A 19,220-nucleotide genomic window follows, 5' to 3' on the forward strand; every position below is an offset into this window, starting at 1 on the left:
CGCAGCGGGTAAACGCGGAAAAAAACGCGGGCATTATAAGCATTTTCCTCCGGGATCGTCATTTGCCCGTCTGTCAAGACTCGACGCATGGACACAACGTCGCTCAGGGAATCCGTAAGTTACGGATAGTCATAGGGAATTGGCCGTGCTTGGACTCTTCAGGAAAAAGTCGAGTTCCCTGTTAGGGATCGATATCAATGCGACTGCCATCACGGTTCTAGCCTTGAGTCGCCAGGGGGCAGGTTACCGGGTCGAGGCCTTTGCCCGAGAGCCTCTATTGCCTGGCGTGGTGCAAGGCCGGCAAATCGTTGATCCCGAGGCCTTGGGCATGGCCTTGCTCAGGGCCTGGAGCGGCAGTGGCAGTCGCCTTCGGGACAGCGTAGTGGCGGTGCCGGGGGAGGCGCTGATCAGCAAGCTGATAGAAGTGCCGGCGGGGCTCTCCGACGAAGAGCTGGAGAACCAGATTGCCCTGGAAGCGAGCCAGTACATTCCTTATGCCCTGGAGGACGTTGCGCTCGATTTCGAGGTGCAAGGGCCGGTGCCGGGAAACTCCCGACGGGTTCAGGTGCTGCTGGTGGCTTGTCGCAACGAGCAGGTCGAGTCCCTGGAGGCGGTGCTGGCTCTGGCAGGCCTGCGTGCCCGGGTGGTGGACAGCGAGCCTCTGGCCCTGGAGCGAGGTTTGGCGCTAACGATCGCCAGGGCGTTGCCGCAAGCCTCCCTGGCCTTGCTGGATCTGGGGGCGGACATCAGTACGTTCAGCGTGATGCGTGGGCAACGGGTCATTTATGGCCGAGAGCAGCTGTTTGGCAGCCGCCAGTTGATGGAGGCCCTTGGTCGACACCATGGCCTGACCCTGGACGAGGCATTGCTGGCGCAGCGCAAGGGCTGCTTGCCCCAAGGCTGCAATGAGGACGTGTTGCAACCGTTCGGGTTGCAGGTGCAGGAGCAGGTGGTCCTTGCCCTGCAGCAATTTTCCGCTTCAGCGCAGCAGCAGCCCCTGGACTTGCTGTTGTTGGCTGGTACGGCCAGTGCCCTGGATGGCCTGGCCCGGGCTGTGGAGCAGTGCTCGGGGGTTGCCACGGCGATTGCCGATCCTGTTCGCAATATGTCGGTCAGCCACCGGCTGGACAGCCAGCAACTCGCTGACCAGGCACCGGGTTTGTTGCTTGCCTGCGGCCTAGCCTTGAGAGGGCTGTACTGATGGCCCGGATCAACCTCTTGCCCTGGCGCGAGGCTGCCAGGGAGCTGCGGCGTCGGCGTTTTCTCGGGGCTCTGGCCGTGACGGTGATGCTGGGTGGTGGGGTGGTCTTGCTGGCGGATGCCTATATCGCCCGGGCGATCGAGCGATTGCACCTGCGTAATCAATACCTGGAGCAGGCCTCGACCCTGCTGGACCAGCGGATTGCCGATGTCGAGGCGCTCAAACTGCAACACCAGCAGTTGCTTGAGCGCTTCAGGGTTGTCGAGGAGTTGCAGGGCAGTCGTGCCTCTGGCGTGCGGGTCTTCGAGCAGTTGGCCCGCAGCTTGCCCGAAGGTGCTTACCTGACCGAAATCGATCAGCAGGGCGAGAGCCTGGGTATCAGTGGTGTCGCGCGGGCCAATGATCGGATCTCCGAACTGTTGCGCAATCTGCAAGCCAGCGATGGATTTGCCGCACCGGCGCTGACTGAGGTGAAGAATGTCGCGCAGATGGGGCGTCAGCCGAGCAATCTGTTTCGACTGAATGTGCAGCAAGTTCCAGTGATGGAGCTTGGGCCATGAATCACTGGCTTGGGGCGATCCAGGCAGGCGGCTTCGATTGGCGAACGTTGGACCTGGGTAACCCCGGCGCTTGGCCCGAAGCGCTCAAGGGGGTACTGCTGATCTTGTTGATGTGCCTGGTCCTGGCGGTGGGCCAGGTTTTCTATCTGGGGGTGGGGCAGGAGCAGTGGAAGCAAATGCGCCAGGAACATGTTCGTCTCAAGGCGCGGATTGCTGGCAAGTTTCGCCAGGCTGGCAGCCTGGATTCTTGGCGAGAGCAGGTGGCGCTTGTACGGGAAAACCTGGATCGGGCACTGGAGCAGTTTTTCCAGGGGGCCGAGATCCCGGGACTGCTGGAGGACATCAGTCGCCTGGGACAGGATGCAGGCCTGGTGTTCGAAGCGATCAGCCTGCGGCCGGGGGTGCCCCGGCAGTTCCATGTCCAGCTGCCAATCCAGATATCCGTGGTGGGCGGTTATCACGAACTGGCGACATTCGCTGCTGGCCTGGCGGGGCTACCGCGTATGGTCACTCTGCATGATCTTCGTATCAGTCCCGTGGAGGGTCATGAACCCGTGCGCCTGCGCATGAATGTCGAGGCGCGGATCTACAGGCTTGCAAAACAGGACTCGCACCCATGAACGGTGGGCACTGGTTACTGGGTGGATTTTGCCTGTGTCTTTGGGGGTGTGAGGGCGCTGCGGGCTTCGCCGATCTGGATGCTTATCTGGATGAAATGCGTCGACAAGCACCTGCCGCGGTCGATTCTGTTCCACCTCTTCGTTCATTCCCGGTGCTTGCCTATGGCGCGGGTGCATTGCGCGACCCATTCCAGCCGCTATCCGACGACCTGCTCGCCAGCCAACGGCTGATCGGGGCCCGTCGGTCTGAGCCGGGTCGGGTCTTGCATCCGCTTGAACAGCTGGACATCGAGCAGTTGCAGATGGTCGGGACTTTGTCCGGTGTTGCCGGGAACTTCGTCCTGCTGCGCGGTGCGGGAGTCGTTTATCGATTGCAGGTCGGCGATTACCTGGGGCGCGACCAGGGGCGGATCATTGCCATCGGCGACCTGCAGGTGGATGTGCTGGAGGTGGTTGCCGACGGTCTGGGGGGCTGGCTGGAGCGATCACGGACGCTGCTGTTGAAAAAACACTCTTAGTGAGATCGGGGAAATGAACAGGATTGTTCCAGTCTGGGGTCTATGGCTGTGGTTGGTGTTCTGGGCTTTGCCGGCAGGTGCCATGTCTGGGGAAGGGGGTGCGGTCTACCATGGCGAAAAGCTCTCGCTGAATTTCCAGGACATCGAAGTACGCTCGGTCCTGCAACTGATTGCCGATTTCACCGGTCTGAACCTGGTGGCCAGCGACACCGTGCAGGGCAGCATCACCTTGCGCCTGAAGGGCGTGCCCTGGGACCAGGCGCTGGACCTGGTGCTCAAAACCAAAGGCCTGGACCAGCGGCGGATTGGCAATGTGCTGCTGGTTGCGCCAGCGGAGGAGATCGCGGCCCGGGAGCTCCAGGAGCTGGAGTCGCAGAAGCAACTGGAGGACCTGGCGCCTTTGCGCCGGGAGCTGTTACAGGTGAACTACGCCAAGGCCGCGGATATTGCCAGGCTGTTCCAGTCTGTAATGGGGGCAGAGGAGCGCATCGGCGAGCGCGGTTCCATCAGTGTCGATGAGCGGACCAACAACATCATTGCCTACCAGAACCAGGAGCGTCTCGATGAGCTGCGGCGGATTGTCAGGCAGCTTGATATTCCGGTGCGCCAAGTGATGATCGAAGCGCGGATCGTCGAGGTCAACGTCGATTATGACAAGGGCCTGGGTGTGCGCTGGGGAGGATCGGTGCAGAAGAGCGGGCGTTGGAACCTGTCCGGAGTCCAGGGCCGTCCCAGTGGCTCGACGGCCATCGGTGCGCCAGGCAGTAGTGGCACCCTCGCGCCTTTTGTCGACCTGGGGGTCGTCACCAGTAACTCGGGCCTGGGGATTGCCTATATCACCGATAACGTCCTTCTGGATTTGGAGCTGACGGCCATGGAGAAGAGTGGCAACGGTGAGATCGTTTCCCAGCCCAAGGTGGTGACCTCCGACAAGGAGACAGCAAGGATTCTCAAGGGCACCGAGATTCCCTATCAGGAGGCCAGCTCCAGCGGTGCCACCTCGGTATCGTTCAAGGAGGCCTCGCTGTCTCTGGAGGTCACCCCGCAGATTACCCCGGACGATCAGGTGGTCATGGAGGTCAAGGTCACCAAGGATGAGCCGGACTACCTGAATAAGGTCCAGGAAGTACCACCCATCAGGAAAAACGAGGTCAATGCCAAGGTGCTGGTCAGCGACGGGCAGACGATCGTCATTGGCGGTGTTTTCTCCAATGCGCAAAGCAAGGTTGTAGATAAGGTGCCATTTTTGGGCGATGTACCGTATCTTGGCCGCTTTTTCCGGCGTGACGTGGTGTCGGAGAAAAAATCCGAGCTGCTGGTATTTCTCACTCCGCGTATCATGAACAACCAGGCGATTGCTGCGAGTCGTTGATTCTGTGCGAAATTTGATACTTGTTGGGCCCATGGGGGCTGGAAAAAGCACCATCGGCCGCTTGCTGGCCAAAGAGCTGCGCCTGCCATTCAAAGATTCCGATAAGGAAATTGAACTGCGCACAGGTGCGAACATCCCGTGGATCTTCGATAAGGAAGGCGAGCCGGGTTTTCGTGACCGTGAGCAGGCGATGATCGCTGAGCTGTGCGGCAATGATGGGGTCGTCCTGGCCACCGGTGGTGGCGCCGTGATGCGCGAAGCCAACCGTCGGGCGCTGTTCGCTGGAGGGCGCGTGGTCTATCTGCATGCCTCGGTGGAGCAACAGGTGGGGCGCACTTCCAGGGACCGCAATCGTCCCCTGCTGCGAACGGCTGATCCGGCCAAGACACTGCGCGACCTGCTGGAAATCCGTGATCCGCTTTATCGGGAAATCGCCGACCTGGTGGTGGAAACCGATGAGCGGCCACCGCGATTGGTGGTGCTGGACATCCTGGAGCGTCTGCAGCAGCTGCCACCCCGTTAATACACCGGGTGAAATACGCTATTCTCGGCGTCGCGCCAGGCCCTCAAAGTGTGGCGCAGAGCTATCGGGCTGCGTCAGATGAACAGACGAGGCCCATCGTCAATAAAAGGCAGGATGCCTGCTTCCATCTTCGTGGGGACACATGCAGACACTTAAGGTCGACCTAGGCGAGCGCAGCTACCCGATTCATATTGGTGAAGGACTGTTGGACCGGCCAGAACTCCTGGTGCCGCATATCGCCGGTCGACAAGTGGCGATCATTTCCAATGAGACCGTCGCGCCCCTCTACCTTGAGCGTTTGACTCGCACCCTGGCGCAGTTCGCAGTGATCTCGGTGGTCTTGCCCGATGGCGAGGCCTACAAGAACTGGGAAACCCTGCAGCTGATATTCGACGGTCTGCTGACCGCCCGCCATGACCGCCGTACCACGATCATCGCCCTGGGGGGCGGGGTAATCGGTGACATGGCCGGCTTCGCCGCTGCCTGCTACCAGCGTGGCGTCGACTTCATCCAGATTCCCACCACCTTGTTGTCCCAGGTGGACTCCTCGGTGGGAGGCAAGACCGGAATCAACCACCCGTTGGGCAAGAACATGGTGGGGGCCTTCTACCAGCCGAACGTGGTGCTGATCGACACCGCCAGCCTCAAGACCCTGCCGGGCCGCGAGTTGTCGGCGGGGTTGGCGGAGGTCATCAAGTACGGCCTGATCTGCGACGAGCCATTCCTGGGTTGGCTGGAAGAGAATGTCGATCGCCTGCGAGCCCTGGACCAGCAAGCCCTGACCTACGCCATCGAGCGCTCCTGCGCAGCCAAGGCCGCCGTGGTCGGGGCTGATGAGCGTGAATCGGGGGTGCGGGCCACCCTCAATCTCGGCCACACCTTCGGCCATGCCATCGAGACCCATATGGGCTATGGCGTGTGGCTGCATGGCGAGGCGGTGGCTGCGGGCACCGTAATGGCCCTGGAAATGTCCGCGCGCCTGGGCTGGATCACCAGCCAGGAGCGTGACCGTGGCATTGCCCTGTTCCAGCGGGCAGGCTTGCCGGTGATTCCGCCCGAGGAGATGACCGAGGCGGATTTTCTCGAGCACATGGCAATTGATAAAAAAGTGATCGACGGTCGTTTGCGTCTGGTATTGCTGCGCCGAATGGGCGAAGCCGTAGTCACCGACGACTATCCGAAAGAGGTTTTACAGGCCACGCTGGGGGCGGACTACCGCGTCCTGGCTCAGCTTAAAGGTTGATAAGATCCAATGACTAGTTTGCACGCGGACGAGGCGTTCCTCGGCCATTACCAGTTGAGCCACGACCCTTTCGCTCCCCGGGTTCCCGGCTTCAAATTCTTTCCTGCCCAGCGCAAGCCCGTATTGGGGCAATTGCATCACCTGGCTCGCTACAGCCAGTTGCTACTGGTGGTCACGGGGCCCCAGGGTAGCGGCAAGACCTTGCTGCGCCAGGCCTTGGTCGCCAGCACCAACAAGCAATCGGTACAGAGCGTGGTGGTTTCCGCCCGTGGCGCTGGCGATGCCGCTGGTGTATTGCGCCAGGTGGCGCAGGCACTGAATGTGGCCCAGGCCGAGATCGGAGCGATCCTGGCCCAGGTGGTGCAGCTCGCCCTGACGGGGCAGGAAGTCTACCTGCTGGTCGATGATGCCGAGCAACTTGACGAGTCTGCCCTAGAGGCCCTGCTGGCCCTGGCAGCGGGCGCACCTGAAGGGCGTCCCCATGTCTTCCTGTTCGGCGAGTCGTCGCTGATTGCGGTGCTGGACCAGTTCAGTACCGATGAGGAGCGATTCCACGTCATTGAACTGCAGCCCTATACCGAAGAAGAGACCCGGGAATACCTGGCCCAGCGTCTCGAGGGCGCGGGGCAAGGCATCGAACTTTTTTCCGCAGATCAGATCAGTGATATTCACGAAAGCTCCGATGGCTGGCCGGGCAACATCAACCAGGTCGCCAGGGATGCAATGATCGAAGCCATGATCGCCAGCCGCTCTGCGGTAAAGCGTCCAAGTATGGGGTTCAACATGCCTAAGAAACACGTATTGGCCATTTCCGCGGTAGTGGTTGTGGCCGTGGCGGCAGCCTGGCTGATGCCTGGGCGCGGCAAGGCGCCTGCAACCGGCACGCCGGCCAACGAGCAGGCGCAACTGCCGCTGGGGCAGGCGCCCAATGCCAATGGCGGCCCGGCTGTAGAGTTCGCCGGTTCGTCGCAACCGATGCCACTGCCGCTGGTCGGCCAGTCGCAACCGGTGATGCGTGGGCCTCTGGCCGAAGCCGCAGGTGGTATCACCGAAGGCGACGATGGGGTGCCTGTGCCGGGTTCGAGCGCCGTTCCACCAACGGTAACGACGACTGCACCACCGGCTGGCGTACCGGCTGGCCCGGCCGCCACTCCGGCGCCACGTCCTACTCCGGCCCCTGCTCCAGCTCCAGCACCGACCCAGGTGGCCGCCGCCAAGCCAGCCCCAGCGCCCAAGCCTGTGGAGAAGCCTGTGGCCGCCAAGCCTGCTCCGGCGCCCAAGCCCGCTGAGAAGCCGCTGACCGTAGCCAAGGCCGCCACCGGTGGCAGTTGGTACGCCGGCCAGGCACCCGGTAACTATGTGGTGCAGATCCTGGGGACCAGCTCGGAAGCCACCGCGCAGAGTTTCGTCAAGGAACAGGGCGGCGAATACCGCTACTTCAAGAAAGTCCTCAACGGCAAGCCGCTGTATGTGATCACCTACGGCAACTTCGCAAGCCGCGATGCAGCGGTCAGCGCTATCAAATCCTTGCCAGCGAAGGTTCAGGCTGGTAAACCTTGGCCTCGCACTGTCGCCAGCGTTCAACAAGAACTCGCAACAGCCCGCTGAAGATTCGGCGGCCTTACCCAGGCCGCCTCTCCAGGCAACCTCAAATTTCCGCATCGGCATGCTGCCCTACAGGCCGCGTGCCTTGTGGTGTCTGCGTCACAGTAGTTTTTGAGTCGCTGCAGTCAAAGACAAAACTTTTTGACTAGCACAGCGTATCGCTTTAAAACGTTCATAAATGCGACACGAATTTGCGACAAATCGTCGCCAAATTTGTGGGGCTATGTGTCGGTGTGTACAATGACCTCCCTTTTGCCCCTGCAAAGTCGGCGTACGTTCGACGTGGAAGGTAACAGGTTGAATTGAAAAGAAATTTGCCTCGATAAGAGGCAGCCTGGTGAGAAAGTGTCTATGAAAGCAGGTCTGTACCAACCCGATGAATTTAAGGATAACTGTGGTTTCGGCCTGATCGCCCATATGCAGGGCGAACCCAGTCATACCCTGTTGAAAACGGCCATCGAGGCCCTGACCTGTATGACCCACCGCGGTGGGATCAATGCGGATGGCAAGACCGGCGACGGTTGCGGTCTGCTGATACAAAAACCCGATCTGTTCCTGCGCGCCGTCGCCAAGGAGCATTTCGGGACCGACCTGCCCAAGCAGTACGCCGTGGGCATGGTGTTCTTCAACCAGGATCCGGCCAAGGCCGAAGCCGCGCGGGAAAACATGAACCGCGAGATCCTGGCCGCCGGCCTGCAACTGGTGGGCTGGCGCAAGGTGCCGATCGACACCAGCGTGCTCGGGCGCCTGGCCCTGGAGCGCCTGCCACAGATCGAGCAGGTATTCATTGGCGGTGAAGGCCTGAACGACCAGGACTTCGCCATCAAGCTGTTCAGCTCCCGCCGTCGTTCCTCGGTGGCCAACGCCGCCGATACCGACCACTACATCTGCAGCTTTTCCCACAAGACCATCATCTATAAGGGCCTGATGATGCCGGCGGACCTCGCCGCCTTCTATCCGGACCTGGGTGACGAGCGCCTGCAGACCGCGATCTGCGTGTTCCACCAGCGCTTCTCCACCAACACCCTGCCGAAGTGGCCGCTGGCCCAACCCTTCCGCTTCCTTGCCCACAACGGCGAGATCAACACCATCACCGGTAACCGCAACTGGGCGGTGGCTCGTCGTACCAAGTTCGCCAACGACCTGATTCCCGACCTGGAAGAGCTGGGCCCGTTGGTCAACCGCGTGGGTTCCGACTCCTCGAGCATGGACAACATGCTCGAGCTGATGGTCACCGGTGGCATCGACCTGTTCCGCGGCGTGCGCATGATCATTCCGCCGGCCTGGCAGAACGTCGAGACCATGGACGCCGACCTGCGTGCGTTCTACGAGTACAACTCCATGCACATGGAGCCCTGGGACGGTCCGGCCGGCGTGGTCATGACCGACGGTCGCTACGCGGTCTGCCTGCTGGACCGCAACGGCCTGCGCCCGGCGCGCTGGGTCACCACCAAGAACGGCTTCATCACCCTGGCCTCGGAAATCGGCGTCTGGAACTACCAGCCCGAGGACGTGATCGCCAAGGGCCGGGTCGGCCCGGGCCAGATCTTCGCCGTGGACACCGAGACCGGGCAGATCCTCGACACCGACGCCATCGACAACCGCCTCAAGTCCCGTCATCCCTACAAGCAATGGCTGCGCAAGAATGCCCTGCGCATCCAGGCCACCATGGAAGACAACGACCACGGTTCGGCCTTCTACGACGTCGATCAGCTCAAGCAGTACATGAAGATGTACCAGGTCACCTTCGAAGAGCGTGACCAGGTGCTGCGTCCATTGGGCGAGCAGGGCTACGAGGCAGTGGGCTCCATGGGCGACGACACGCCAATGGCCGTGCTGTCCCAGCGCGTGCGCACCCCCTACGACTACTTCCGCCAGCAGTTCGCCCAGGTCACCAACCCGCCGATCGACCCGCTGCGCGAAGCCATCGTCATGTCCCTGGAGATCTGCCTCGGTGCCGAGCGCAATATCTTCCAGGAGTCGCCGGAGCATGCCTCGCGGGTGATCCTCAGCTCGCCGATCATTTCCCCGGCCAAGTGGCGCTCGCTGATGAACCTCGATCGTCCAGGCTTCGAGCGGGCGATCATCGATCTCAACTACGACGAGAGCGTCGGCCTCGAAGCGGCCATCCGCAACGTCGCCGACCAGGCTGAGGAAGCCGTGCGCTCCGGTCGGACTCAGGTAGTGCTCAGTGACCGTCATATCGCCCCGGGCAAGTTGCCGATCCACGCCTCCCTGGCCACCGGTGCGGTACACCATCGCCTGACCGAAAAGGGCTTGCGCTGCGACTCCAACATCCTGGTGGAAACCGCCACCGCCCGCGATCCGCATCACTTCGCCGTACTGGTCGGCTTTGGTGCTTCCGCCGTTTATCCGTTCCTGGCCTACGAAGTGCTGGGTGACCTGATTCGCACCGGTGAAGTGCTGGGCGACCTCTATGAGGTGTTCAAGAACTACCGCAAGGGCATCACCAAGGGCCTGCTCAAGATCCTGTCGAAGATGGGCATCTCCACCATTACGTCCTACCGTGGTGCGCAGTTGTTCGAGGCCATTGGCCTGTCCGAGGAAGTCTGCAACCTGAGCTTTCGTGGCGTGCCGAGCCGGATCAAGGGGGCGCGTTTCGTCGATATCGAGGCCGAGCAGAAGGCCCTGGCAGCCGAAGCCTGGAGCCCGCGCAAGCCGATCCAGCAAGGCGGCCTGCTGAAGTTCGTCCATGGCGGCGAGTACCACGCCTACAACCCGGATGTGGTCAACACCCTGCAAGCAGCCGTACAGCAGGGCGACTACGCCAAGTTCAAGGAATACACCGCGCTGGTGGACAACCGCCCGGTGTCGATGATCCGCGACCTGTTCCAGGTCAAGACCCTGGAGCAGCCGCTGGACCTGGGCGAAGTCGAGCCCCTGGAAGCGATCCTCAAACGTTTCGACTCCGCGGGCATCTCCCTCGGTGCGCTGTCGCCGGAGGCCCACGAGGCCCTGGCCGAGGCGATGAACCGCCTGGGCGCGCGCTCCAACTCCGGCGAGGGCGGTGAAGACCCGGCCCGCTACGGCACCTTCAAGAGTTCGAAGATCAAGCAGGTGGCTACCGGCCGCTTTGGCGTGACCCCGGAGTACCTGGTCAACGCCGAAGTGCTGCAGATCAAGGTGGCCCAGGGCGCCAAGCCCGGCGAAGGCGGCCAGTTGCCCGGCGGCAAGGTCAATGGCCTGATCGCCAAGCTGCGCTACGCGGTTCCGGGTGTGACCCTGATCTCGCCGCCACCGCACCACGACATCTACTCCATCGAAGACCTGTCGCAGCTGATTTTCGACCTCAAGCAGGTCAACCCCCAGGCACTGGTTTCGGTGAAGCTGGTGGCCGAGGCCGGGGTCGGCACCATCGCCGCTGGCGTGGCCAAGGCCTATGCCGACCTGATCACCATCTCCGGCTACGACGGCGGTACCGGTGCTTCGCCGCTGACCTCGATCAAGTACGCCGGCGCCCCATGGGAACTGGGCCTGGCCGAGACCCACCAGACCCTGCGCGGCAATGACCTGCGCGGCAAGGTCCGGGTACAGACCGACGGCGGCCTGAAGACCGGCCTGGACGTGATCAAGGCGGCCATCCTCGGCGCCGAGAGCTTCGGCTTCGGTACCGCGCCGATGATCGCCCTGGGTTGCAAGTACCTGCGCATCTGCCACCTGAACAACTGCGCCACCGGCGTCGCCACCCAGAACGACAAGCTGCGCAAGGACCACTACATCGGTACCGTCGACATGGTGGTGAACTTCTTCACCTACGTGGCCGAGGAAACCCGTGAGTGGCTGGCCAAACTGGGCGTGCGTTCGTTGCAGGAGCTGATCGGTCGTACCGACCTGCTCCAGGTACTCGAAGGCCAGACCGCCAAGCAGCAGCACCTGGACCTGACCCCATTGCTGGGCAGCGACCACATTCCGGCGGACAAGCCACAGTTCTGCCAGGTGGACCGCAACCCGCCGTTCGACCAGGGCCTGTTGGCCGAGAAGATGGTCGAGATGGCGCGTGCGGCCATCAACGACAAGAGCGGTGCCGAGTTCGAACTGGATATCTGCAACTGCGACCGCTCCATCGGCGCGCGGATTTCCGGCGAGATCGCCAAGGTCCACGGCAACCAGGGCATGGCCCAGGCGCCGATCACTTTCCGCTTCAAGGGCACTGCGGGCCAGAGCTTCGGCGTGTGGAACGCCGGTGGCCTGAACCTCTACCTGGAAGGCGACGCCAACGACTACGTGGGCAAGGGCATGACCGGCGGCAAGCTGGTGATCGTTCCGCCCAAGGGCAGCGCCTACAAGACCCAGGACAGTGCGATCGTCGGCAATACCTGCCTCTACGGCGCCACGGGCGGCAAGCTGTTCGCCGCCGGCACAGCGGGCGAGCGTTTCGCCGTGCGCAACTCCGGTGCCCACACCGTGGTGGAAGGCACCGGCGATCACTGCTGCGAATACATGACCGGTGGCTTTGTCTGCGTGCTGGGCAAGACCGGCTACAACTTCGGCTCAGGCATGACCGGTGGTTTCGCCTACGTGCTCGACCAGGACAACAGCTTCGTCGACAAGCTGAACCATGAACTGGTGGAGATCCAGCGGATCACCGGCGAGGCGATGGAGGCGTACCGCAGCCATCTGCAACGCGTGCTGGGCGAGTACGTCGAAGAAACCGGTAGCGAATGGGGCCGCGAGCTCTGGGAAAACCTGGACGACTACGTACGGCGCTTCTGGCTGGTCAAGCCGAAGGCGGCGAACCTGAAGAACCTGCTCTCCAGCACCCGGGCCAACCCGCAATAAAAGCAGCAGCAAGTGGCAAGCCTCAGGCTGCAAGCGAAGCAGTTCGAGGTTTGCCCGGCTCAAGTGATCGTCTTGCGGCTTGCAGCTTATAGCTTGCAGCTGCTGTTAAGAGGTTTTGAAAAATGGCTGAACGTCTGAATAACGACTTCCAGTTCATCGATGTCGGGCGCAAGGATCCGAAGAAGAAACTGTTGCGTCAGCGCAAGAAAGAGTTCGTGGAAATCTACGAGCCCTTCAAACCCCAGCAATCGGTCGAGCAGGCCCATCGCTGCCTGGGTTGCGGTAATCCGTATTGCGAATGGAAGTGCCCGGTGCACAACTTCATTCCCAACTGGCTCAAGCTGGTGGCCGAGGGCAACATCCTGGCCGCCGCCGAGCTGTCGCACCAGACCAACACCCTGCCGGAAGTCTGCGGCCGCGTATGCCCGCAGGACCGCCTGTGCGAAGGTGCCTGCACCCTCAATGACGGCTTCGGCGCGGTAACGATCGGCTCGGTGGAGAAGTACATCACCGACACCGCCTTCGCCATGGGTTGGCGCCCGGACATGTCCAAGGTCAAGCCCACCGGCAAGCGCGTGGCGATCATCGGTGCCGGCCCGGCGGGCCTGGGCTGCGCCGACGTGCTGGTGCGTGGCGGCGTAACCCCGGTGGTGTTCGACAGGAACCCGGAGATCGGTGGCTTGCTGACCTTCGGTATCCCCGAGTTCAAGCTGGAGAAGACCGTGCTGAGCAATCGGCGCGAGGTCTTCAGTGGCATGGGTATCGAGTTCCGCCTCAACACCGAGGTGGGCAAGGACGTGACCATGGAGCAACTGCTCGCCGAGTTCGATGCAGTGTTCATGGGCATGGGCACCTATACCTACATGAAGGGTGGTTTTGCCGGCGAGGACCTGCCGGGGGTGTATGACGCGCTGGATTTCCTGGTGGCCAACGTCAACCGTAACCTGGGCTTCGAGAAGTCGCCGGAAGACTTCGTCGACATGAAGGGCAAGAAGGTCGTGGTGCTCGGCGGTGGCGACACCGCGATGGACTGCAACCGCACCTCCATCCGCCAGGGTGCCAAGTCGGTGACCTGCGCCTATCGCCGTGACGAGGCCAACATGCCCGGCTCGCGCAAAGAGGTGAAGAACGCCAAGGAAGAGGGCGTGAAGTTCCTCTACAACCGCCAACCCATCGCCATCGTCGGCGAAGACAAGGTCGAAGGCGTGAAGGTGGTCGAGACCCGTCTCGGCGAACCGGACGCCCGTGGTCGTCGTAGCCCCGAGCCGATCCCGGGTTCCGAGGAGATCATTCCGGCCGATGCCGTGGTCATCGCCTTCGGTTTCCGCCCGAGTCCGGCGCCCTGGTTCGAGCAGTTCCAGATCCAGACCGACAGCCAGGGCCGCGTGGTCGCGCCGGAGCAGGGCCAGTACAAGCACCAGACCAGCAACCCGAAGATCTTCGCCGGTGGCGACATGGTGCGCGGTTCCGACCTGGTGGTGACGGCGATCTTCGAAGGGCGTAACGCCGCCGAAGGCATCCTCGACTACCTGGGCGTCTGACGGCGCCAGCGGCAAGCATCAAGCTATCAGCTGCAAGCTCAAGGCCACGGCGCTTGCGGCTTGCAGCTTGAAACTTGGTGCTGCTTGTATGTGACAAATTGCCCCTATAGATAAAAGGCACGGCTCGTGCCGTGCCTTTTATGTCGCGCTCTGAGAAAATGCCCCCACTTTTTTTCCGGATGCCGACATGACTGCCCTGAAGAACGACCGTTTCCTCCGTGCCCTGCTCAAGCAACCCGTAGACGTCACCCCGGTGTGGATGATGCGTCAGGCCGGGCGCTACCTGCCTGAATACCGCGCCAGCCGCGCCAACGCCGGCGACTTCATGAGCCTGTGCATGAATCCTGCGTTCGCCTGCGAAGTCACCCTGCAGCCCCTGGACCGTTATCCACAGCTGGATGCGGCGATCCTCTTCTCCGACATCCTGACCATCCCCGATGCCATGGGCCAAGGCCTGTACTTCGAGACCGGTGAAGGTCCGCGCTTCAAGAAAGTGGTCAGCACCCTGGCCGACATCGAGGCCTTGCCGATCCCCGATCCGCACAAGGACCTGGGTTACGTGATGGACGCGGTCAGCACCATCCGCCGCGAACTCAACGGCCGTGTACCGCTGATCGGTTTCTCCGGCAGCCCCTGGACCCTGGCGACCTACATGGTCGAGGGCGGTTCGTCCAAGGACTTCCGCAAGTCCAAGGCCATGCTCTACGACAACCCACAAGCCATGCACCTGCTGCTGGACAAGCTGGCGCAGTCGGTCACCGCCTACCTCAACGGCCAGATCAAGGCCGGCGCCCAGGCGGTGCAGATCTTCGACAGCTGGGGTGGCAGCCTCTCGGCAGCGGCCTACCAGGAGTTCTCCCTGGCCTACATGCGCAAGATCGTCAGCGGCCTGATCCGCGAGCATGAAGGACGCAAGGTGCCGGTGATCCTGTTCACCAAGGGCGGCGGCCTGTGGCTGGAAAGCATTGCCGATGCCGGCGCGGACAGCCTGGGCCTGGACTGGACCTGCGATATCGGCGAAGCCCGGCGCCGGGTCGGTGCCAAGGTGTCGCTGCAAGGCAACATGGACCCTACCGTGCTCTACGCCAACCCGGAGGCGATCCGCGCTGAAGTCGCGCGCATCCTCGCCAGCTACGGCAAGGGCAGCGGCCACGTGTTCAACCTGGGCCATGGCATCACGCCGGAAGTGAACCCGGAACACGCCGGCGCCTTCTTGCGGGCAGTGCACGAGCTGTCGGCGCAGTACCACGAGTAACCGCACCTGCTGCGATCGAGCCCGGCCTTGGCCGGGCTTTTTCTTGCGAGTGAAAAGGCCAGGGCGCCGATTAAGTTTCAATTCAGCCTGGGTGGTTAACCTTGTCTGCATCGAAACCCAGAATGGATCACTGCCATGAAAACCCGTTACCTCGTCCTCTTGCTCGCCCCGCTGTTCAGCACCGCTGCCCTGGCCACCGGCTATACCGGCCCCGGGGCCCAGGCAGTCACTACCGTTGCCGCCGCCAAGGATGCTTCGGACGACACCCCGGTAGTGCTCCAGGGTTATGTCACCAAGAAGCTGGATAACGACGACAAGTACGAATTCAAGGATTCCAGCGGCACCATCACCGTCGAGATCGACGACGAGAACCTGCCAGCGGTGGCCTTCAACGAGAAGACCCTGGTCAAGCTCACCGGTGAGGTGGAGAAGGGCTTGATGAAGCGCGAGATCGACGTCGACCTGGTGGAAATCCTCAAGTAAGCCGCTCGCTCGTTCCACGCGATACCGATGCCGGCGCCCGACCTTGCAGATGCTCTGCAGGAACCGGGCGCCGGCATGCTCGTCTTGGGCTCAGGATGCTGCCAGGGGTTGCAGCTTGGCCAGCTTCAAGGCCGCCAGTAGGGCCACCAGCAGCAGGGCGCCGATGAACAGGCCAATGCCGTTCCAGCCCGCCATGTGCCAGAACACCCCGCCCGCGGTGCCGGCGATGCTCGAGCCGGCGTAGTAGCTGAACAGGTACAGCGATGAGGCCTGGCCCTTGGCCTTGGTGGCGCGGCGGCCGATCCAGCTGCTGGCCACCGAATGCGCGCCGAAGAAACCGAAGGTGAACACCAGCATGCCGATGATCACCACCGGCAGCGACTCCAGCAGGGTCAGGGCCAGGCCGGCGAGCATCAGCACGATGGTGGCCCAGAGCATCTTGCGCCGCCCCAGGCGATCGGCCAGGGCGCCGACTTTGGCCGAGCTGTAGATCCCCGACAGGTACACCACCGACAGCAGGCCGACGAACGCCTGGTCCATGTGGTACGGCGCGGCCAGCAGGCGATAGCCGATGTAGTTGAACAGGGTGACGAAGGCCCCCATCAGCACGAAGGCCTCGAGGAACAGCAGCGGCAGGCCGGCATCGCGAAAGTGCATGGTGAAGCCGTCCAGCAGGCTGCGTGGGTGCAGCGAGCGTGGGCGGAAGTTACGTGACTCAGGCAGGATGCGCCAGAACACCGCGGCGGCGATCAGCGCCAGGGCACCGATCACCAGCATCGCCGTGTGCCAGCTGACGAAATCGATCAGCACCCCGGTGATCAATCGCCCGCTCATGCCGCCGATGGCGTTGCCGCCGATGTACAGGCCCATGGCCAGGCCGATGTGCTGGGGGTGGATCTCCTCGCTCAGGTAGGTCATGGCCACCGCCGCGAGCCCGCTCAGGGACAGGCCTACCAGGGCACGCATCACCAGCACGCCATGCCAGCTGGGCATCAGGGCGCTGGCAATGGTGCACAGGGCCGCGGCCAAGAGGGCCGCTACCATCACCGGCTTGCGCCCGATGCGATCGGAAATCGGCCCGGTGACCAGCAGGCCGACAGCCAGCAAGGCGGTGGAGACCGACAGCACCAGGCTGCTCTGGGCCGCGTTGATGGAGAATTCCCGGGACAGCAGCGGCATCATCGGTTGCACGCAGTACAGCAGGGCGAAGGTGGCGAAACCGCCGGAGAACAGGGCCAGCACCGTGCGCATGAACATCGGCGTGCCTTTCTCGATATAGGCGTCGTTGAGTTGGGCGACCACCTCATCCAGGGGCGTGGAGGGAATTTCGTGGGCAAGCGGGGCGACAGCGGATTTCACGGGGACCTCGGGGGGAACGCAGCCGGTCAGGCAATGAAAAAAGCATATAGCTGGCTAATGATTCTTTCCAATATATTGTTCGACCTGTTTGATAGGTTTTACGACTCAATGGAGCCTTCATGGAATTGCGTCATCTGCGCTACTTCATCGCCGTGGCCGAGGAGCTGCATTTCGGCCGCGCGGCCCAGGTCCTGGGCATCTCCCAACCGCCTTTGAGCCAGCAGATCCAGGCCCTGGAGCAAGAGATCGGCGCACGCTTGTTCGAGCGCACCAATCGTCGGGTCGAACTCAGCGAGGCCGGTCGGCTGTTCCTCGAAGAGGCCCGCCTCGCGCTGGCCCAGGTAGACAAGGCAGCTGACGTGGCCCGGCGCGCGCAGTTGGGCGAACTGGGCGAGTTGAAGATCGGCTTCACCTCCTCGGCGCCCTTCAACTCGACGATTCCCCAGGCGATCTTCGCCTTTCGCCAACGTTTTGCCGCGGTACACCTCAAGCTCAAGGAAATGAGCAGCACCCAGGTGGCCGAGGCGCTGGTGGACCAGGCCATCCAGGTCGGCATCATGCGACCCTTGCCCCTGCCGGATTCGCTGTCGGTGGTGGAGCTGTTGCGCGAGCCGCTGGTGGCGGTGCTCAGTTCCAAGCACCCGCTGGCCGAGGGGCGCGAAGAAGGCCTGTACCTGTCCGAGCTGGCCCACGAGCCCTTCGTGTTCTTTCCCCGCAGCTATGGCAGCGGCTTGTACGCCCAGTTGCTGAACCTGTCCCGGGATGCCGGGTTCACCCCGCATTTCGCCCAGGAGGCTTCGGAGGCCATGACCATCATCGGCCTGGTGGCCGCGGGCCTGGGCGTCTCGGTGTTGCCGGCGTCCTACCAGCGCATGCGCATCGATGGCGTGGTCTATCGCCGGTTGCTGGACCCGGAGGCGATGACGGCGGTGTGGCTGGTTCAGCGCAAGGACCAGTGCTCGCCCATGGCCAAGGCCTTTGTCGAACTACTCACGCGCAAGACCGGGGCCATGCCCTGAAGGGCTATTGGCGCGGGGCGGTGTTTGCAGCAACACCAGGTCGCCGCGCAGCGCTACGCCGGCCATCAACACTCCGGCGTGGCATTCGTAGGTGTTGAGGTCCTTGCGCACACGGTGCTTGTAGTAGCTGACGATATTGGTCACGGCGTTGGCGCCGACCCGCTTGGCTTCGGCCTGCAGGGTAATCAGGGCCGATTGCAGGGCCCATTCGCAGGCAGCGATATCGCTCTTGTTGAAGGCATTGGTCTTTTTGTTGGTGGCCCGTTCGATCGCCTTGACCTGCAACACCGCCGGGTGCGGGTTGCCCGCCAGGTAGAAACTCACGCTGCCGTCCAGGCGCCCGGCACGCAGGGCATCGGACACTACGCTCTCGAAGGGCATGTACATCAGGTTGGTGGCCCAGCTGTCAGGGCTGAAGACGGATAACAGGGCCAGGGCAATCAGCGCTTTCACTTGCATGGTCGGCTCCTTGACGGATGTGAAAGGCAAGCCGTCATGGCGCGTCGGCCCGCTGTTGCGAGTGTAGACGCTGATCGATCCTGTAGCCGCTGTCGAGCGGGCGAGGTTGCACCCTGGCCGTCAGGCCTTCAGGGGTCGCAGGCTTACGCCCGCGTTGTGCCCGTGCGCAGCCTCGCTGGTGCTCGACAGCGGCTACAGGGGGTCATTGGGCCGCGGGAAAGGCCTTGGTCGAGTTGGACAGTTGTTGCGCGGTGCGCTGGTTCTGGCCGTCGCGCAGGTCCCGCAGGATGCCCTTGTCCAGCAGGCGTACCCAGCGGATGTAGTTCTTGTGGATCTTGCCGTCCTTGTAGTCCAGCTCGCGGCTGTCGCGGTAGACGATCTTGTAGTGGCTGGCGGAATACTGGATATCGATCTTCGCGTAGAACTGCTGGCGTACGGTGATATCGGCCTGGATCAGGTCGGGGCCGATTTGCTGCACGGTCCACTTGCGGGCTACCAGGTTCTTCAGGATCGCCTGTTTGACTTGCTCATGGTCGGCCTGGATGGTGGCCGGGATGTTCCGGTTGGGGGTGTACATCGGCTTGCTGGTGCAGGCTGCGGTGCCCAGCAGGGCGAGGACGATCAAGGTGGCGCGAAGCAGGGAAGACATTCCATTTTCTCCA

Annotated in this window: 15 protein-coding genes and 1 pseudogene; 13 read left to right on the forward strand and 3 right to left on the reverse strand. The window is 62.6% G+C overall.

The window, feature by feature from the left end:
* Positions 1-145 precede the first annotated feature (145 nt).
* From pilM to C4K39_RS02295, 12 genes and pseudogenes are all read left to right on the forward strand, one after another.
* The gene (pilM, locus tag C4K39_RS02235; RefSeq protein WP_124345561.1) at positions 146-1,201 is read left to right on the forward strand and encodes a type IV pilus assembly protein PilM; all 1,056 of its coding nucleotides are present in this window, start codon (positions 146-148) and stop codon (positions 1,199-1,201) included.
* Positions 1,201-1,761 carry a PilN domain-containing protein gene (locus C4K39_RS02240; RefSeq protein ID WP_124345562.1) on the forward strand — a complete coding sequence of 187 codons (561 nt, stop codon included), beginning with the start codon at positions 1,201-1,203 and terminating at the stop codon, positions 1,759-1,761. Before pilM ends, C4K39_RS02240 begins: the two co-directional genes overlap by 1 nt.
* On the forward strand, positions 1,758-2,381 hold the full coding sequence (locus C4K39_RS02245; RefSeq protein ID WP_124345563.1) for a type IV pilus inner membrane component PilO: 624 nt from the start codon (positions 1,758-1,760) through the stop codon (positions 2,379-2,381). The genes C4K39_RS02240 and C4K39_RS02245 overlap by 4 nt, the downstream gene beginning before the upstream one ends.
* On the forward strand, positions 2,378-2,899 hold the full coding sequence (locus C4K39_RS02250; protein ID WP_124345564.1) for a pilus assembly protein PilP: 522 nt from the start codon (positions 2,378-2,380) through the stop codon (positions 2,897-2,899). The genes C4K39_RS02245 and C4K39_RS02250 overlap by 4 nt, the downstream gene beginning before the upstream one ends.
* A gap of 106 nt (positions 2,900-3,005) precedes the next feature.
* Positions 3,006-4,271: pseudogene (locus tag C4K39_RS02255) on the forward strand (type IV pilus secretin PilQ); the annotation flags it as partial.
* Between the two features lie 4 nt (positions 4,272-4,275).
* On the forward strand, positions 4,276-4,794 hold the full coding sequence (gene aroK, locus C4K39_RS02260) for a shikimate kinase AroK (protein ID WP_068576283.1): 519 nt from the start codon (positions 4,276-4,278) through the stop codon (positions 4,792-4,794).
* Between the two features lie 142 nt (positions 4,795-4,936).
* A complete protein-coding gene (aroB, locus tag C4K39_RS02265) occupies positions 4,937-6,037 on the forward strand; it encodes a 3-dehydroquinate synthase (RefSeq protein WP_068576281.1) in 1,101 nt (366 codons plus the stop codon).
* 9 nt (positions 6,038-6,046) lie between these two features.
* Positions 6,047-7,645, forward strand: a complete 1,599-nt coding sequence (locus C4K39_RS02270) for an AAA family ATPase (RefSeq protein WP_124345566.1) — start codon at positions 6,047-6,049, stop codon at positions 7,643-7,645.
* 348 nt (positions 7,646-7,993) lie between these two features.
* Positions 7,994-12,442, forward strand: coding sequence for a glutamate synthase large subunit (gene gltB / locus C4K39_RS02280; protein WP_124345567.1), 4,449 nt, complete (start codon positions 7,994-7,996; stop codon positions 12,440-12,442).
* Positions 12,443-12,564: 122 nt separating this feature from the next.
* Positions 12,565-13,983 (forward strand): FAD-dependent oxidoreductase, encoded by a 1,419-nt coding sequence (locus tag C4K39_RS02285; RefSeq protein ID WP_124345568.1) that lies wholly within the window; start codon positions 12,565-12,567, stop codon positions 13,981-13,983.
* A 187-nt stretch (positions 13,984-14,170) separates the two neighbouring features.
* Positions 14,171-15,238 carry a uroporphyrinogen decarboxylase gene (gene hemE, locus C4K39_RS02290; protein ID WP_068578682.1) on the forward strand — a complete coding sequence of 356 codons (1,068 nt, stop codon included), beginning with the start codon at positions 14,171-14,173 and terminating at the stop codon, positions 15,236-15,238.
* 135 nt (positions 15,239-15,373) lie between these two features.
* On the forward strand, positions 15,374-15,721 hold the full coding sequence (locus tag C4K39_RS02295) for a YgiW/YdeI family stress tolerance OB fold protein (protein WP_068578680.1): 348 nt from the start codon (positions 15,374-15,376) through the stop codon (positions 15,719-15,721).
* Between the two features lie 90 nt (positions 15,722-15,811).
* Here the strand turns inward: C4K39_RS02295 and C4K39_RS02300 are convergent, their stop codons facing one another.
* The gene (locus C4K39_RS02300) at positions 15,812-17,047 is read right to left on the reverse strand and encodes an MFS transporter (RefSeq protein WP_437179375.1); all 1,236 of its coding nucleotides are present in this window, start codon (positions 17,045-17,047) and stop codon (positions 15,812-15,814) included.
* Between the two features lie 152 nt (positions 17,048-17,199).
* Between C4K39_RS02300 and C4K39_RS02305 the strand changes: the two genes are divergently transcribed.
* Complete coding sequence (locus tag C4K39_RS02305) at positions 17,200-18,099, forward strand: LysR family transcriptional regulator (RefSeq protein ID WP_068578677.1); 900 nt, start codon at positions 17,200-17,202, stop codon at positions 18,097-18,099.
* Here the strand turns inward: C4K39_RS02305 and C4K39_RS02310 are convergent.
* Positions 18,067-18,558, reverse strand: a complete 492-nt coding sequence (locus tag C4K39_RS02310) for an excinuclease (protein WP_124345569.1) — start codon at positions 18,556-18,558, stop codon at positions 18,067-18,069. The genes C4K39_RS02305 and C4K39_RS02310 overlap by 33 nt on opposite strands.
* A 202-nt stretch (positions 18,559-18,760) precedes the next feature.
* Entirely contained in the window at positions 18,761-19,207 is a 447-nt protein-coding gene (locus C4K39_RS02315; protein ID WP_068578672.1) for a hypothetical protein, read from the reverse strand.
* Between the last annotated feature and the right edge of the window lie 13 nt (positions 19,208-19,220).

This window comes from Pseudomonas sessilinigenes (assembly GCF_003850565.1).
Taxonomy (GTDB): domain Bacteria; phylum Pseudomonadota; class Gammaproteobacteria; order Pseudomonadales; family Pseudomonadaceae; genus Aquipseudomonas; species Aquipseudomonas sessilinigenes.